A 15,562-nucleotide genomic window follows, 5' to 3' on the forward strand; every position below is an offset into this window, starting at 1 on the left:
TGTGGATGCCCATGTGCATGCTCTTGTTCCGGCCCATGCTCGGGTTCAGGTGGAGAGCGTCAGCAGTCGGGCCGGTGTGGTCGCGAGCATCCGGTGCACGGCTTCGTCGCCGATCGCGTCGCGCAGGCGTGGGAGGTAGCGCTCGCCGAGGTAGGCGAGTCCTGGCATGCCGCCGTAGGCGACGTACCGCGTGCGACGAGCCACGTCGCCACCGAGCACGATCCGGTCCCCGGCGCCGCGCTCCACGACAGCGACCGTCAGGGCGAGCAGCTCGGCATCGGAGCGGGTGCGGGGTCGTGCGAAGCCGTCGTAGCCGAGGTGGGCTCCGCGTTCCGCGAGGGAGACGTGCAGGCCGGGATCGGGGTCGCGGTCGGCGTGTGCGAGCACGACGCGGTCGGCGGACACCCCCTCGGCCGCGAGCAGATCGAGCACCTCGTGAGCCGCCGTGCCGAATTCCAGGTGCACCATGACCGGCGCCCCCGTCGCGCGGTGCGCCTCGGCCACCGCGACCAGCGTGGTGCGCTCGAACGGGCTGATGCGCCAGTAGTCGGCGCCGCCCTTGAGCATCCCGGCGCGCACGGGTGCGCCGTCGGGCGCTGCGGCGATGGACACCTCTGGGGCCTCGAAGAGCTCCGCGTCGTCGGCGGGCATGCCGCGTGTGATGTCGGCGATGAAGAGGGCGGCCAGACGGTCGGCGGTCCACACCTGCATCGGATGGTCTGCGCCGTAGTGGGCTTCACGGTGTCGGCCGGTCGTCGCGACGATGTGCAGTCCGGTCGACGCACTGATCCGCGCCAGGGCGGAGGCGTCGCGGCCGACACCGAAGGGGGTGGCATCCACCATCGCCTCGAATCCGCTCGCCTGCAGCAGCGCCGCCTCTTCGCCCGAGGCCTTCTCGTCGTCGAGCTCGTCTCCCGGCAGCAGCGGCGACACCTGGAACAGGTGCTCGTGGTAGTCCACGCGCCCGAGCAGCGCCGGGGCGATGTCCCCGAGCACCGTGCGGACGACGGCGGACATCAGCGCACCGACTCCGCGGCCTCGGCGAGTCGCTCGACGGTCTCGGGTGTGAGATCGAGCTCGAACACGTCGGCGACGACCTGCGACCAGCCGTGGATGAAGTAGCGCCAGCCGTCGACCACGTGCAGGTCGCGAAACGTGGCCTGCGCTTCGGCCTGATGGAGGAACTCGAGCGAGCCGCGGTAGTTGAACTCCCACGCGTACGCGCCATCGGGGAACACCACCGCGTCGGTCAGGGGGGAGCCGGGGCGGTCCTTCCCGAGTCCCGTCGCATTGGCGATCACCGAGCCGGCCGGCGCAGCCGCGACGAGGGCATCGGCTTCTTCCGGCGTCGTGGTGACGACGTATTCGATCAACCCCTCACGGGTGCCGTGCTGGCGGTGCACCTCGCGCAGGTGGTCGAGCTTGTCCTGCGTGCGGGCGGTCACTGTGATCCTCGACGGGGCGTCGGGGCGTTCGGCGAGAGCCCAGCTGAGCGCGGTGCCCGAGCCTCCGGCCCCCAGGATCACGACCGCAGCCCCCGTGCGGGTGAAGTGGTCCGTGGGCAGGAAGTCGTTCAGCGCGAGGTCGACCGTGATCGGGTCCTTGGCCCTCCCCGACAGCGTCCGCCCCCGCTTGGAGATGCTGGAGATCTCGGAGCACGACACCGCGAACGGGTCGAGTTCGTCGAACAGGTCGGAGGCGGCGGCGAACACGTTCATCTTGTGCGTGGTCACCAGGGCCCCGCGGTGGTGCGGATCGTCGCGGATCTGCTCGACCATCGCGCGATACTGCGCCGGGTCGGCATCCATCGGCAGGTCGTGACCGACCAGGGTGCGCGTCGGCAGGTCGAGGATGTCGGCCCAGAGCGGGAACACCTTCATGATCGACGACGAGGCGGTGGTCACCCCGACGAAGCCCATGTAGTCGGCGGAGGCGGTGCCGGATGCGGAGGTCACGGCGTCGGAGGCGGTGGTCATCGGGTCTCCTCGGAGGCGGGGATCGGGACGGGATGCGCGGGCTCGCCGCCGGAGAGGACGGCGATCACGTCGGCGAGCGAGAGGGAGCCCATGTTGTCGACCGCCTGGGTGGTCTGCGCGCCGAGGTGCGGGGTCACGATGACCCGGTCGGCGAGCTCCGGCGCGAGCAGGGGACTCGCGTGCGCTGCGGTGTCCCCGTCGAGCGTGTCGGCCGCGTAACCGGCGAGCACGCCGTCGTGCAGTGCCCTGGCCACTGCGGCCTCGTCGACCAGGTCCCCTCGGGCGGTGTTGACCAGCACCGTGCCTGGCCGCATGCCGGCGAGGCGCTCCGCATCGACGAGTCGCTGGCCGCCCGGGGCGTGCAGAGTGATCACGTCGGCCGCGCGGAACAGGTCGTCGACCGAGGCGGGTTCCGCCCCGCGGGCGCGCACCACGTCGTCGGGCACGAACGGGTCGGCCGCGAGCACGCGCGGACCGAAGCCGCTCAGACGCGCAGCGACGCCCTGGCCGATCCGGCCGAAGCCGACGATGCCGACCGTGGCGGCGCCGAGCTCCCGTCCGCGCCGAACCCCCCAGTCGCCCGCGCGCACCCGGCGGTCGCCGTCCGGCACGAACCGCAGCGCGGCCAGCATCAGACTGACCGCGTGATCGGCCACGGCGTCGGCGTTCGCGCCGGGGGTGTTCGTCACGGGGATGCCGCGAGCACGCGCGGCAGCGAGGTCGACCGACTCGGTGCCCACTCCGTAACGGGCGACGATCTTGAGCTTCGGGGCCGCGGCGAGGTGCGCATCGGTGATGGCGCCGGTTCCTGCGATCCAGGCATCGGCGCCGTGCAGCAGCGACCGCAGCTCGTCCATGTCGTGGTGCGCGGGCCCGCGGAGGACGCGGTGTCCGGACTGCGCTGCCCGCTCCACCAGATCGAGGTCGCCGTCCGAGAAGGATCGGCTGGTGACGAGGATCACAGCCATCAGCGCGGCCGTCCGGCGAACCACGGCGCGAGGGCCGCGTAGGCATCCGTGAACCGCGCGTGCCGTTCGGCGTACACGGCATGGCGGCCGGCATCCGGGGCGAACTCGGCGGTGACCTCGCTGAGGGCACGTGCTGCCGAGAAGTCGGTGATCCCGAGCCCGACCGCGGCCGTCACGGCGGCTCCGAGGCTGTTCGCCTCCTCGACGATCGTGCGGCGACGAACGGGAACTCCCCAGACGTCGGCGAGCACCGACAGGTACACGTCGCTCTGCGCTCCGCCGCCGACCGCATCGATGCGGTCGATCACGGCGCCCGACGCGCGGAATGCCTGGATGCAGCTGAGCAGGTTGAACGCGGTGCCCTCCAGCACGGCGCGAACGAGGTGGGCCCGACCGTGGTGCCGCGAGAGACCGACGAATGCGCCACGGGCGTCCGGGTCCCACAGCGGGGAGCGCTCACCGAGCAGGTACGGGAGGAAGTAGAGGTCGTCGGTGTCGACATCGGCGGAGGCCTCGGCCGTCAGCCGTCCGGTCTCCGGGTGGGCGGGGTCGGGGGAGAGGGCCTCGGCGATCCACTGCACGGAGGCACCGCCGGCCTGCATGGTCGCCGTGGGCACGAACGAGCCGGGGACGACGTTGTCGAACGTGAAGGTGCGCATTCCCGGATCGTGCAGCGGAGCGTCCGCTGCGAACGAGATCCACGACGAGGTGCCGAGGCACACGTAGGCGCCGTCCTCCGGAGCGACCACGCCCGATCCGACCGCGGCCAGGGGGCCGTCGCCGCCGCCCATCACCACACGCACGCCCGTGTGCAGCCCGAGCGAGGTCGCAGCGGCATCCGTCAGCGCTCCCGCGATCTGCGTCGACTCGAGGATCTCGGGGAACAGCGCGCGGTCGAGGCGTGCGGCCCGCAGCACCTCGTCCGACCAGGTGCCGGCCGCCTGGTCGTAGGCGTTGGTGCCTGACGCGTCGGAACGGTCCGTCGCCAGACGCCCGGTGAGGCGCAGCACGATGAAGTCCTTCGCGACACAGACCCGGCGCACGCGCGCCCAGACGTCGGGCTCGTTGTCGCGCACCCACATGATCTTCTCGACCGAGTAGGTGGGGTTCAGACGGTGCCCCAGGATCCCGTACGCGCGTTCGGCGCCGATCGCGTCCTCGAGCTCGCGCTGCTGGGCTCCGGCTCTCGTGTCGGCCCAGATGATCGCCGGTCGCGCGGGCTCGCCCTCGGCATCGAGGAGGACGGCGCCCATCATCTGTCCGCTCACCACGAGTCCGACGATGTCGCTCGTGGGCGTGCTGGTGCGGGCGATCAGGTCACGTGTGGCGGCGACGACCGCGTTCCACCAGTCGTCCGGGTTCTGCTCGGCGACGCCGCCCGCGGCGAAGTGCGCGGGGTAGGCGACGGTGACCGAGGCGACGATCCGGCCGTCGTCGTGGTGCAGGGAGGCCTTGTTCCCCGTCGTGCCCAGGTCGTGCGCGATGATCATGGCGGCGCCTATCCCGCGTACGGACGCAGCTCGACGCCCTCGGGCGACCGGTAAGCCCGCGAACCCATCCCGTGCTCCAGCACCCAGCCGTAGTCGTGGCCCGCTCCACCCGGGTACACCGCGAGGAAGGAGTACGGCTCGTCGCCGGTGTTCACCGAGCGGTGCGCCCACCCAGGCGGGATGTAGCCGATCGTGCCAGGGAGCATGTCGAGCCATTCGGTGCGCTCGCCGTCGAACATGAGCAGTCCGCCGCGACCTTTCAGCGCCAGGTAGATCTCGCCCTGATGGTTCGGGTGCTGGTGGCCCTTGGTCATCCAGAGCTCTCCGCTCGTGTCCCCGGGCATGATCGTGGTGATCGACTGGGGCAGCTCGCGGTCGACCTCGGGCACGGGGGAGCTGACCACGGTGTAGACCACGGGGTTCTCGCCGGCTGATGCCGTTGCCCAGGCCTCTGCGTCGAGGAAGAGCCCTTCGAGGTCGGACATCCGCCGGGTGAGAGTCGGCCCTTCGGGCGAGAGCGTGAGCTTCTCGGCGTCGAAGGCGATCGCCAGGGGGGAGATCGGCGGGGCGTGGAACTCGGGCATCGGTGCTCCTCGTAACGGGTGCTGCGACGCTGCGCAACCTGTAATGACAGGTTCACCCTACCTGTTATGACAGGTGGCGTCCAGAGCGGGTTGCACCCTCGCACGCGATGAGGATGAGCGCGCGCGCAGCGACGGGCTCCCCGGTCCGGTGCACGGCACACCGCGGAGAGCCCGCCCTGTACTCGGGTCAGCTCGCGCCCGACCCCGCGACCGCAGCATCGATGAGGTCGGCGATCGCCGCCGGCTGCGAGGCCAGCGAGGCGTGGCTGGCGTCGAGCTCGACGACCTGACGCGGGTTCATGCGCGTCGCCATGCGTCGTTCGTTGTCGGGATTGATCATCCGGTCGGCGGTCGAGACCTGGTACCAGGTGGGCTTCGCCTTCCATGCGGGCGTCGTCACGGTGTCACCGAACGTCGACCCCAGGGGGGCCTTCTGGGTGACGGCCATGACCAGCGCGTCGTCGGCGGAGAGGTCCTGGGCGAAGCTCTCGTGGAAGCGGTCCTGTGCGATCCACAGATAGCCGTCCGAGTCGGGGGCGATGGCGTCGACCGCGGCCGGTGGGTTCTCCTGAGTGATCTGCCCTGCGCTCTCGCCGGCGTCGGGGGCGAACGCCGCCACGTAGACGAGGCCCACCACGTTGGGCAGGTCGCCGGCCTCCGTGATGACGGCGCCGCCGTAGGAGTGCCCGACGAGGAGGACGGGGCCGTCGATCTGACGGACCATCTTCTGCGTGCGCTCTGCGTCGTCGGCGAGGGAGGTGAGCGGGTTCTCGACCGCGTGCAGATCGTCGTAGCCGCGGCGACGGAGTTCGAGGATCAGGGGACCCCAGTGAGCTGCCCCTCCCCAGAAGCCGTGGACCAGGACGATGGCGGGCTTGTCGGACATGTTCGTCTCCTGTCTTTCGCGGTCGCTCGTGCAGTGCGCGCGTGACCTTCGGTTGGTTCCTGGTCTGGAACCAAGAAGAGAGTAGGTTGGACTCTGGGGCAAAAACCATGACTGATGACCTGCGAAAACATGCCGATCCTGCATCGACTGCCGATCATGCCGTGGACGCGCTCTCGGAAGCACTCCTGCACGCTCGCCTGGACGGGCGGGACGCGATGCTCTACGCGCCGCCCGCTCCTTTCCACGTGGACATCCCCTCGGGCGTCACTCGAGTGCACTTCGCCGTCGACTCGCGGCTGATCGTCCGGGTCGACGGTCAGGCGATGCCGATCGTGCTCGAGCCCCGTGATTTCGTGCTGGTCCGTCAGGGGCTCGCGCACAGCATCGCCACCGCCGATTCGACGGTCCCTGCCCGCGAGCTGGTCGAGTCCGACCGCGGCACCGGCGCGGAGGCGGCGCCGGGCTGGGTCACCGGCGAGTTCCGCGCGCAGAGCGAGCTCGGCGGCCCGTCGATGGCTGCTCTTCCCCCGGTGGTGCACATATCGTCGGCCCGGCCGGGAAACGAGTGGCTGGGGCTGAGCCTGCGACTGCTGCTCGATGAGCTCGGACAGCGCCGACCCGGCGCGTGCATCATGATCTCGCGCATCCTGGACCTGGTCTTCATCCATGCCCTGCGGGAGTGGTCGGCCTCCGACAAGGTCGAGCCGGGGTGGCTGGCCACCGCGCTCGACCAGACCCTCGCGCCGGCCTTGGCGGCGATCCACCGTAATCCCGAGCATCCGTGGACGGTCGACGACCTCGCAGCCCTGACGCACCAGTCACGGTCCGCCTTCGCCCACCGGTTCACCGCCGTCGTCGGTCAGTCGCCTGCCGCCTACGTGGCGGAGCGTCGGATGCTTGCCGCCTCGAAGCTTCTCGAGACCACGGCGATGGCGGTCGGTGCCGTCGCGCATGCGGTCGGGTTCGAATCGGAGGCGGCGTTCTCGCGAGCCTTCCGCCGGCGCTTCGGTCGTTCACCGCTGGCCTGGCGGAAGCACTCCCGCCCGCGCATGGCGGGTGTCGGCGCGGGTGCGTCGGAGGAGGCTCCTGCGCCGGCTCAGGCCCAGGGCTCTGCGTCGGCTCAGGATTCGGCGTCGGCTCAGGACTCGGCGCGGCGCGCGCGGTAGGCGGCGACGGCGTTGCGGTTCGCGCACGTGGTGGAGCAATAGCGCTTCGAGCGGTTGCGGGAGAGGTCGAGCGCGATGGCCTGGCAGGTATCGTCCTCGCAGACCGTGAGGCGCGAGCCCTCGTCAGCACGGATGACGTCGATCAGGGCCATCGCGGTCTCGATCAGGATGCGTTCGGCAAGGGGCTGTTCGTCCGCCACCGCGTGCAGATGCCAGTCCACGCCGTCATGACGGCGCAGCGCGGGGGTGAGGCGGGACTCCGCAAGGGCGTCGTTGACGTGCGCGGCCATCTCGTCGCGCGGCGCCAGCAGCATCGCACGGAGCCGGGGACGCAGTCCGCGAAGCGAGGCGACCTCGGCCTCATCGCGGTCCAGGCGGCCGGTGTAGGGGAACTCGTGGAGGAAGGTGCCCTCGTCGTCGATGTCGGTGAGCGTGTCCGGCTGCTCCGCCGAGTTCGCGAGCCAGACCGCGGAGCGCAACGCCTCTTCCGTGTCATCGGTGAAGATCATATTGACATGTTACAACGCGCGGGAGTAGCGTCATCGATCATGAGTACGGTGAGCAATGACGCGGTTGTGCACTCCGCCAGGGGCGTGCGTCTCGGGCTGCCGCTCGCCCTCGCCGCGGCCTTCGCCTTCGGCATGTCCGGCGGATGGGCGCGGGGGCTCATCGACGCAGGGTGGAGTCCCGGTGCCGCCGTCACCGCGCGCATCTGGGTCGCCGCCCTCGTGCTGCTCGTCCCCACGATCCTGTCGCTGCGAGGACGGTGGACGCTGCTGCGGCGCAATGCGGGCATGATCCTCGCCTACGGGCTGCTCGCGGTCGCCGCGACCCAGCTGTTCTACTTCCAGGCGGTCGCGGTGATGGACGTCGGGCTGGCGCTGCTCATCGAGTACACCGCCCCGGTCGCGGTACTGCTGTGGCTCTGGCTGCGGAGAGGGGAGCGGCCGAGCCGCAAGAGCCTGCTCGGTGCGGCGATCGCTTTCGTCGGGCTCGTGCTCATGCTCGACGTCCTCACGGGTGCCGACGTCAACGTGCCCGGAATCCTGTGGGCCCTCGGCGCCATGGTGGGCGCTGCCGCCTACTTCGTGCTGTCAGCCAAGGCCGACACGGGATTGCCGCCCCTCGCCCTGGCCGGCAGCGGGCTCCTGCTCGGGGCACTGGGGCTCACTGCGGCCGGCGCGATCGGCGTGCTGCCGATCGCATGGACGACCGACGACATCTCCTACCGGTTCGGCAGTGTTCCCTGGTTCGTCCCGGTGCTCGCGATGGGGGTGGTGGCGACCGCTCTCGCCTATCTGCTGGGCATCGCCTCGACGCGCATGCTGGGGTCGCGGCTCGCTTCCTTCGTCGCACTCGCGGAGGTCGTGGCCGCGCTGCTGTTCGGCTGGCTGCTGCTCGGCCAGCTCCCCGACCTGCTGCAGGCCTTCGGCGGTGTGCTGGTGTTGATCGGCGTGGTCGTGGTGAAGCTCGGCGAGCCCGCCCCTCGCGACCGGAGCGGAGTTTTGTATACGTACAGTCGGCGCAGGGGGTGATAGGAGGAGCGCAGGGCGGGTTTATGTATACACTGAGGGGATGAGTCTCGTCGCTGAACGCACCTCCGCGGGTGACCGCGCGTATGCGGCGCTGCTCGACGGCATCCAGTCCGGTGCCCTGCCGGCCGGCTTCGTGCTCGGCGAGGTCGAGCAGGCCGAGCGCCTGGGAGTGAGCCGTACACCGATGCGCGAGGCGCTCCGTCGCCTGATCGCCGACGGGCTCGTGGTGCAGCAGTCTCCGCGCGTCACCGTCGTGGCAGACCTCGACGCCGACGACATCCGCTCCCTCTTCGAGATCCGTCGGGCGCTCGAGGAATCCTCGGCACGCCTCGCCGCCGCCCGGGGCGACGCGCAGCTCTTCGCAGCCCTCGCCGACGAGTTCGCGCATGTCGACCTCGACGCCGTCGAGGGTCGAGACGCCTATTGCGCGCTCATCGCCCGCTTCGACGCGGCCCTCGACGCAGCCGTCGCCAACGACTACATCGCCTCCGCGCTGCGCACCGTGCGCACCCACCTCGTGAGAGTGCGGCGGATGGCCAGGGACAAGCCGGCCCGACTCGCCGCCTCCGCCGCCGAGCACCGCACCATCGCGGAAGCACTCGCCGCCCGCGACGGCGACCTCGCCGCCCATGCCACGCACGTGCACCTGCACAACGCGCTCGCCGGCATCCTCGACTCCCTTGATTCCCGTAACAGTGAAGGATAAGAAATGACCGTCAGCCACCACGTCCGTGTGCACCGGAGCGACGAGAACCTCGCCAGGGAAGACCAGCTCGCCTGGAAGATCGCCGAGGTCGCCGCCGACCGGGTCGAGGTCGAGCAGCCCGTCATCGACATGATCATCAACCGCATCATCGACAACGCGTCGGTGGCCGCCGCTTCCCTCACCCGTGCGCCGATCAACGCGGCTCGTGCGCAGGCGTTCAGCCACCCCGTCTCGACCGGCGGCGTCGGCGCGAACCTCTTCGGCGCCGCGCTCGATCACCGCACCAGCCCCGAGTGGGCGGCCTGGGCGAACGGCGTCGCCGTGCGTGAACTCGACTACCACGACACGTTCCTCGCAGCCGAGTACTCGCACCCCGGCGACAACATCCCGCCGATCCTCGCGGTCGCTCAGCACACCGGCAAGGACGGCCAGGCTCTCGTGCGCGGCATCGCCACCGGCTACGAGATCCAGATGGACCTGGTGCGCGCGATCTGCCTGCACAAGCACAAGATCGACCACGTCGCCCACCTCGGCCCGTCCGCGGCCGCCGGTATCGGCACTCTCCTCGGTCTCGACGTCGAGACGATCTACCAGGCGGTCGGCCAGGCGCTGCACACCACGACCGCCACCCGCCAGAGCCGCAAGGGTGAGATCTCCACCTGGAAGGCGCACGCCCCGGCCTTCGCCGGGAAGATGGCCGTCGAGGCGGTCGACCGGGCGATGCGCGGTCAGACCAGCCCCGCGCCGATCTACGAAGGTGAAGACGGCGTGATCGCGTGGATGCTCGACGGCAAGGACGCCTCGTACGACGTGCCGCTGCCCGCCGCCGGCGAGCCCAAGCGCGCGATCCTGGACTCGTACACGAAGGAGCACTCCGCCGAGTACCAGGCGCAGGCGCTAATCGACCTCGCCCGCAAGCTCGGCCTGCAGAACCCCGCGCTGCGCGACCCTGCGAACATCGAGTCCATCGTCATCCACACCAGCCACCACACGCACAACGTGATCGGCTCGGGCGCGAACGACCCGCAGAAGTACGACCCCACCGCGTCGCGCGAGACCCTCGACCACTCGGTGCCGTACATCTTCGCGGTGGCCCTGCAGGACGGCGGCTGGCACCACGTCGACTCCTATGCCCCCGAGCGCGCTGGTCGCGCCGACACGGTCGCGCTGTGGCACAAGATCACCACGGCCGAGGATGCCGAGTGGACGCGCCGCTACCACTCCGAGGACCCGGCCGAGAAGGCGTTCGGCGGTCGCGTCGAGATCCGCCTCACCGACGGTGAGGTCGTGGTGGACGAGATCGCCGTGGCCGATGCGCACCCCCTCGGAGCGCGCCCTTTCGCCCGCGAGAACTACATCGCGAAGTTCCGTCTGCTGGCGGAGCCCGTGCTCGAGCCCGCCGAGATCGAGCGTTTCCTCGCCCTCGTGCAGCGCCTGCCCGAACTGACCGCTGCCGAGGTCGGCGAATTGTCGATCGTCGCGAAGCCCGGACTGCTCGAAGCCGCCGACGCCCCGAAGGGTCTGTTCTGATGCTGTACTCCACCGTCACACCTGCCGAGAAGAGGCGCCTCTTCCGGGAGCGACTGGCCTCCGGGGAGCTGCTGCGCTTCCCCGGAGCGTTCAATCCGCTGAGCGCCCGACTGATCGAGCAGAAGGGCTTCGACGGCGTCTACATCTCCGGCGCCGTGCTCTCCGCCGACCTGGGGCTCCCCGACATCGGCCTCACCACGCTCACCGAGGTCGCCGGCCGCGCCAAGCAGATCGCCCGCATGACCGACCTCCCCGCGATCGTCGACGCCGACACCGGCTTCGGGGAACCGATGAACGTCGCCCGCACGATCCAGGAGCTCGAAGACGCGGGTCTCGCCGGCACCCACATCGAGGACCAGATCAACCCGAAGCGCTGCGGTCACCTCGACGGCAAGGCCGTGGTCGACGAGAACACCGCGATCAAGCGGATCCGTGCCGCGGCCGACGCCCGCCGCGACGAGAACTTCCTCATCATGGCGCGCACCGACATCCGGGCCGTCGAGGGGTTGGACGCCGCGATCGACCGCGCGAAGGCGCTGGTGGATGCCGGCGCCGACGCCGTGTTCCCCGAGGCGATGCGCACCCTGGGCGAGTTCGAGGCGATGGCCGAGGCGCTCGACGTGCCGATCCTGGCGAACATGACCGAGTTCGGCAAGAGCGAGCTGTTCTCCGTCGACAGCCTCCGCGACGCCGGAGTGAACCTGGTCATCTGGCCGGTGTCGCTGTTGCGCATCTCGATGGGGGCCGCCGGCCGCGCACTGGATACTCTGAACGACGAGGGGCACCTGACCTCGAAGCTCGGCGAGATGCAGCACCGCGCCGATCTCTACGATCTGATCGACTACGAGTCGTACAACCACTTCGACTCGGGCGTCTTCAACTTCACCATCACGAAGGAGTGACCATGACCGAGCCGGACATCAAGAAGGGCCTTGCGGGCGTCGTCGTCGACACGACCGCGATCTCGAAGGTCAACCCCGAGACGAACAGCCTGCTGTACCGCGGCTACCCGGTGCAGGAGCTGGCGGACACCCAGCCCTTCGAGGCGGTGGCGTATCTGCTGTGGAACGGCGAGCTGCCGACCCCCGAAGAACTCGCCGCGTTCCGGCTGGAGGAGCGGAAGCACCGCGCGCTCGCCGACAACGTGAAGGCGGCGATCGACCTGGTGCCGCTCGAGGCGCATCCGATGGACGAGGTGCGCACCGCGGTCAGCCTGATCGGCGCGTCCGATCCCGGCGCCGGGGGTTCGGTGCTCGATGCGGGCGGCAGCCCGGAGCAGAACCTCGAGCGCAGCATCCGGCTGTTCGCCGCGCTGCCGGCCATCGTCGCGTACGGTCAGCGTCGTCGTCGTGGCCAGGAGCTCATCGCCCCGCGCGACGACCTCGACTACTCGGCGAACTTCCTCTGGATGACCTTCGGGGAGGAGGCGGACGACGTCGTGGTCGACGCCTTCAACCGGTCGATGATCCTCTACGCCGAGCACTCCTTCAACGCTTCGACCTTCACCGCGCGGGTGATCACCTCGACGCTGAGTGACATCTACTCGGCCGTCGTCGGTGCCATCGGTGCACTCAAGGGTCCGCTGCACGGAGGGGCCAACGAGGCCGTGCTGCACATCTTCGACGAGATCGGGTCGGCGGACGCGGTGGAGTCCTGGCTTGACAAGGCCCTCGCGGAGAAGCGCAAGATCATGGGCTTCGGGCACCGCGTCTACAAGAGGGGCGACTCCCGCGTGCCGACCATGAAGGCCGCGCTCGACACCCTGGTGGAGCACTACGACCGCCCGGAGGTCGCGGCTCTGTACGACGCGCTCGAGTCGGAGTTCGTCGCCCGCAAGGGCATCTACCCGAACCTCGACTACCCCTCTGGTCCCGCGTACAACCTGATCGGCTTCGACACCCTCACCTTCACGCCGCTGTTCGTCGCGGCCCGGGTGACCGGGTGGACGGCCCACGTGATCGAGCAGGCCGGATCGAACGCGCTCATCCGCCCCCTCTCCTTCTACGACGGCCCTGACGAGCGCCACGTCGGCTGACCCCGCCCTTCGAATCGCGCGAATGGCTCCATCTCCACCCGGGATGGAACCTTCGCGCGATTCCAACGCTGTAGCGCCCCGGAGGCTCCCGGGTCAAGGTGGCTGCGGCGAAGTCGGCGACGGGAGTAGGACAGACCCCGGGGACGGAAGCACGTCCCGTACGAAGGAGGGTCCATGTCCGCATCCGATGCCGCCGTCAAGGAGGTCAGGTCACTCGTCCCCGCACGTATGGACCGGCTGCCGTGGTCGCGATTCCACTGGTTGATCGTCGTCGGGCTCGGGTTCTCGTGGATCCTCGACGGCCTCGAGGTGCAGATCGTCGCCGCGAACGGGTACGCCGCGACCCTCGGCATGGGCCCGGCCGAGGTGGGGCTCGCCGGCACGTGCTACCTGCTCGGTCAGGTCTTCGGTGCCCTCTTCTTCGGACGCCTCACCGATCGCCTGGGACGCAAGAAGCTCTTCCTCGTCTCCCTTGCCGTGTACCTCGTGGGCTCCGCGGTCGCAGGGCTAGCCTTCGCGCCGTGGTTCTTCTACATCTGGCGCTTCGTGGCCGGCGCCGGTATCGGCGGCGAGTACGCGGCCATCAACTCGGCGATCGACGAGATCATCCCGGCGCGCTACCGCGGACGTGTCGACATCGCGATCAACGGCACCTACTGGGGTGGTGCGGCGCTCGGTGCCGTGGCCAACGTGTTCTTCCTGAACACCGACATCCTTCCCGAGGACATCGGGTGGCGGCTCAGCTTCTTCCTCGGACCCCTCCTCGGACTGCTGCTCATCTACATGCGCCGGCACATCCCGGAGAGCCCGCGCTGGCAGATGACGCACGGACGCGAAGAGGCGGCGGAGCGCAATGTCGACGAGATCGAGGAGCGCATCCGCAAGGAGGGCAAGACGACCCACCCGTCGACGAGAGCAAGGCCATCACGGTCAAGGAGTACGGCCGCGTGCCGTTCCTCGTGATCGCGAAGGTGCTGTTCAAGAAGTACCCGCGGCGCACGCTGGTGGGCATCACGATGATGGTGACGCAGTCCTTCCTCTACAACGCCATCTTCTTCACGTACGCGCTGGTGCTGGAGAACTTCTACGACACCCCGCCCGCTTCGGCGTCGCAGTACTTCATCGTGTTCGCCGTCGGGAACCTCGCCGGGGCGCTCATCCTCGGGCACTTCTTCGACACCTGGGGGCGGCGGCGGATGCTGTTCTCGACGTACGTGCTCGCGGGCCTGATCCTCCTCGTCAGCGCGTTCCTGTTCAACGCGGGCGTGTTGAACGCGGCCACGCACACGGCGTTCTGGTGCGCGTCGTTCTTCTTCGCCTCGGCCGGTGCGTCGGCGGCATACCTGACGGTGAGCGAGATCTTCCCGCTCGAACTGCGCAGCCAGGTGATCTCGTACGTCTTCTCGATCGGGCAGCTCGTCGGGGCCATCGCTCCGGTGCTCTACGGGTCGCTGATCGGCGCGAGTGCCGAGTCGGGCGACCGCGGCCCCCTGTTCTGGGGGTACGTGCTCGGGGCGGCGATCATGATGTTCGGCGGCGTCATCTGCGGAATCTTCGGGGTCAGCGCCGCGGGCAAGTCGCTGGAGGACATTGCGGATCCGCTCTCGCTCGTGGATTCGCCCGACGAGGGGGTCTCGCCGGGGAAGGGGACCTGAGCCGGCGCTCAGCGGGCCCGGAGCCAGCGGCGGATGCGACCACGCGCGTTCCGGTAGGGGGATGAGGTGTTGAGCGAGATCATGCGCCCCATCGTCCAGGTGCGGTACCACGGGGCGCCGTAGAGCTCCTGGTCCGAGCGACTCAGGACGAGGGCTTCGATCCGCTGCTCTGCGTCGTCGAGGCGTGCACGCAGCTCCACCCAGGACGCGTTCTCGTGGTCGCGGGAGAAGTGCTGAGCCAAAGCCCCGAGGTCGTTCCAGCCGAAACCTGCCGCCGGCAGCTCGTCGGGGAGCCCGGCGGCGCGACGCTCGTGCCAGGTGAGCACCTGCTCGTTCCAGCCGATCAGATAAGCGAGAAGGTCCGCCGGACTCATCATGGTGTCCTTGACATGACCGGGCAGCACGAGTTCGCGGGCGGAGTCCGTCGGCACCCGATCCAGGTCGGCGCACAAGCGCGCGTACTCCGTCCGGATCGCCGTGAGCAGGTCGTCCTTCGTCGCGGGGACAGCCATCAGTGCGTCCGGCTGTCCCGCGCGAAGAAGGGTCGGGGCCAGGCACCCAGCGCGAGCACCGCCAGCACGGTCTGGATCAGGCCGGTCGCGAAGAAGATGCCGTGCAGCGGCGACCAGACGAGCATCATGGCGATCTCGACGAAGATCCAGATCATCATCGTCAGCCCGGCCGCCGCGTGCATCGCCCACGCGACGCCGAATCGGCCGAACTGCGCGACGAGAGCCAGCGCCTGCACGCCGCCGACGACGACGCCCAGGATGATCCCCGGCCAGACGTAGGAGTCGAAGATGCTGCCGTCGAGCCATTCGGGCGGCAGTCCCATCCCGCCGCCGACCGTCAACCCGACCATTCCGATCAGAGCCGACAGGAGGTTGAGCGCCGCGACGGTGGCGAGAGCGATGCGGAGGGCGCGGGGTGTCGATCGCATGGGCTCACCGTACCGGCCGGTGCCCGCGTGGCGCGGGAGCGGCGGGCGTGGAAAACCGATGCTCGCGGTCGCTCAGGAGCACGACGCCGAG

Annotated in this window: 17 protein-coding genes; 8 read left to right on the forward strand and 9 right to left on the reverse strand. The window is 69.7% G+C overall.

The window, feature by feature from the left end:
- Positions 1-45 precede the first annotated feature (45 nt).
- From HDC31_RS01985 to HDC31_RS02010, 6 genes are all read right to left on the reverse strand, one after another.
- The gene (locus HDC31_RS01985; protein ID WP_046747536.1) at positions 46-1,017 is read right to left on the reverse strand and encodes a phosphotriesterase; all 972 of its coding nucleotides are present in this window, start codon (positions 1,015-1,017) and stop codon (positions 46-48) included.
- Entirely contained in the window at positions 1,017-1,976 is a 960-nt protein-coding gene (locus tag HDC31_RS01990; RefSeq protein ID WP_179515771.1) for a shikimate dehydrogenase, read from the reverse strand. The genes HDC31_RS01985 and HDC31_RS01990 overlap by 1 nt, the downstream gene beginning before the upstream one ends.
- A complete protein-coding gene (locus tag HDC31_RS01995; RefSeq protein ID WP_218867285.1) occupies positions 1,973-2,944 on the reverse strand; it encodes a phosphoglycerate dehydrogenase in 972 nt (323 codons plus the stop codon). The genes HDC31_RS01990 and HDC31_RS01995 overlap by 4 nt, the downstream gene beginning before the upstream one ends.
- Positions 2,944-4,434 (reverse strand): xylulokinase, encoded by a 1,491-nt coding sequence (xylB, locus tag HDC31_RS02000; RefSeq protein ID WP_179515773.1) that lies wholly within the window; start codon positions 4,432-4,434, stop codon positions 2,944-2,946. The genes HDC31_RS01995 and xylB overlap by 1 nt, the downstream gene beginning before the upstream one ends.
- Before the next feature lie 8 nt (positions 4,435-4,442).
- Positions 4,443-5,018, reverse strand: a complete 576-nt coding sequence (locus HDC31_RS02005) for a glucose-6-phosphate isomerase family protein (protein WP_046747538.1) — start codon at positions 5,016-5,018, stop codon at positions 4,443-4,445.
- A 187-nt stretch (positions 5,019-5,205) separates the two neighbouring features.
- Positions 5,206-5,904 carry an alpha/beta hydrolase gene (locus tag HDC31_RS02010; protein ID WP_113680580.1) on the reverse strand — a complete coding sequence of 233 codons (699 nt, stop codon included), beginning with the start codon at positions 5,902-5,904 and terminating at the stop codon, positions 5,206-5,208.
- 107 nt (positions 5,905-6,011) lie between these two features.
- Between HDC31_RS02010 and HDC31_RS02015 the strand changes: the two genes are divergently transcribed.
- On the forward strand, positions 6,012-7,070 hold the full coding sequence (locus HDC31_RS02015; protein WP_179515774.1) for an AraC family transcriptional regulator: 1,059 nt from the start codon (positions 6,012-6,014) through the stop codon (positions 7,068-7,070).
- Here the strand turns inward: HDC31_RS02015 and HDC31_RS02020 are convergent.
- Positions 7,043-7,579, reverse strand: coding sequence for a CGNR zinc finger domain-containing protein (locus HDC31_RS02020; RefSeq protein ID WP_046747541.1), 537 nt, complete (start codon positions 7,577-7,579; stop codon positions 7,043-7,045). The two genes, HDC31_RS02015 and HDC31_RS02020, sit on opposite strands and share 28 nt — an antisense overlap.
- Before the next feature lie 39 nt (positions 7,580-7,618).
- Here HDC31_RS02020 and HDC31_RS02025 point away from each other — a divergent pair, with 39 nt between their 5' ends.
- The 7 genes from HDC31_RS02025 to HDC31_RS20120 all read left to right on the forward strand — a co-directional run bounded on the left by HDC31_RS02025 (position 7,619) and on the right by HDC31_RS20120 (position 14,531).
- The gene (locus HDC31_RS02025) at positions 7,619-8,605 is read left to right on the forward strand and encodes a DMT family transporter (RefSeq protein ID WP_113680579.1); all 987 of its coding nucleotides are present in this window, start codon (positions 7,619-7,621) and stop codon (positions 8,603-8,605) included.
- A gap of 40 nt (positions 8,606-8,645) precedes the next feature.
- Positions 8,646-9,311, forward strand: coding sequence for a GntR family transcriptional regulator (locus tag HDC31_RS02030; RefSeq protein WP_113680578.1), 666 nt, complete (start codon positions 8,646-8,648; stop codon positions 9,309-9,311).
- Between the two features lie 3 nt (positions 9,312-9,314).
- Complete coding sequence (locus HDC31_RS02035) at positions 9,315-10,841, forward strand: MmgE/PrpD family protein (RefSeq protein WP_179515775.1); 1,527 nt, start codon at positions 9,315-9,317, stop codon at positions 10,839-10,841.
- Positions 10,841-11,743 (forward strand): methylisocitrate lyase, encoded by a 903-nt coding sequence (gene prpB / locus HDC31_RS02040; protein WP_058632947.1) that lies wholly within the window; start codon positions 10,841-10,843, stop codon positions 11,741-11,743. Before HDC31_RS02035 ends, prpB begins: the two co-directional genes overlap by 1 nt.
- A gap of 2 nt (positions 11,744-11,745) precedes the next feature.
- Complete coding sequence (locus HDC31_RS02045; RefSeq protein ID WP_046747546.1) at positions 11,746-12,876, forward strand: bifunctional 2-methylcitrate synthase/citrate synthase; 1,131 nt, start codon at positions 11,746-11,748, stop codon at positions 12,874-12,876.
- Positions 12,877-13,050: 174 nt separating this feature from the next.
- A complete protein-coding gene (locus HDC31_RS20115) occupies positions 13,051-13,839 on the forward strand; it encodes an MFS transporter (protein ID WP_257021915.1) in 789 nt (262 codons plus the stop codon).
- A complete protein-coding gene (locus HDC31_RS20120; protein WP_308472267.1) occupies positions 13,824-14,531 on the forward strand; it encodes an MFS transporter in 708 nt (235 codons plus the stop codon). The genes HDC31_RS20115 and HDC31_RS20120 overlap by 16 nt, the downstream gene beginning before the upstream one ends.
- 8 nt (positions 14,532-14,539) lie before the next feature.
- Here HDC31_RS20120 and HDC31_RS02055 read toward each other — a convergent pair whose 3' ends face one another.
- Positions 14,540-15,043: a ClbS/DfsB family four-helix bundle protein gene (locus HDC31_RS02055; protein WP_113680576.1), complete on the reverse strand. Its 504-nt coding sequence runs from the start codon at positions 15,041-15,043 to the stop codon at positions 14,540-14,542.
- Positions 15,043-15,471 (reverse strand): hypothetical protein, encoded by a 429-nt coding sequence (locus tag HDC31_RS02060; RefSeq protein WP_211368704.1) that lies wholly within the window; start codon positions 15,469-15,471, stop codon positions 15,043-15,045. Before HDC31_RS02060 ends, HDC31_RS02055 begins: the two co-directional genes overlap by 1 nt.
- Positions 15,472-15,562 lie beyond the last annotated feature (91 nt).

This window comes from Microbacterium sp. JAI119, from assembly GCF_013410135.1.
Classification (GTDB): Bacteria; Actinomycetota; Actinomycetes; order Actinomycetales; family Microbacteriaceae; genus Microbacterium; species Microbacterium oxydans.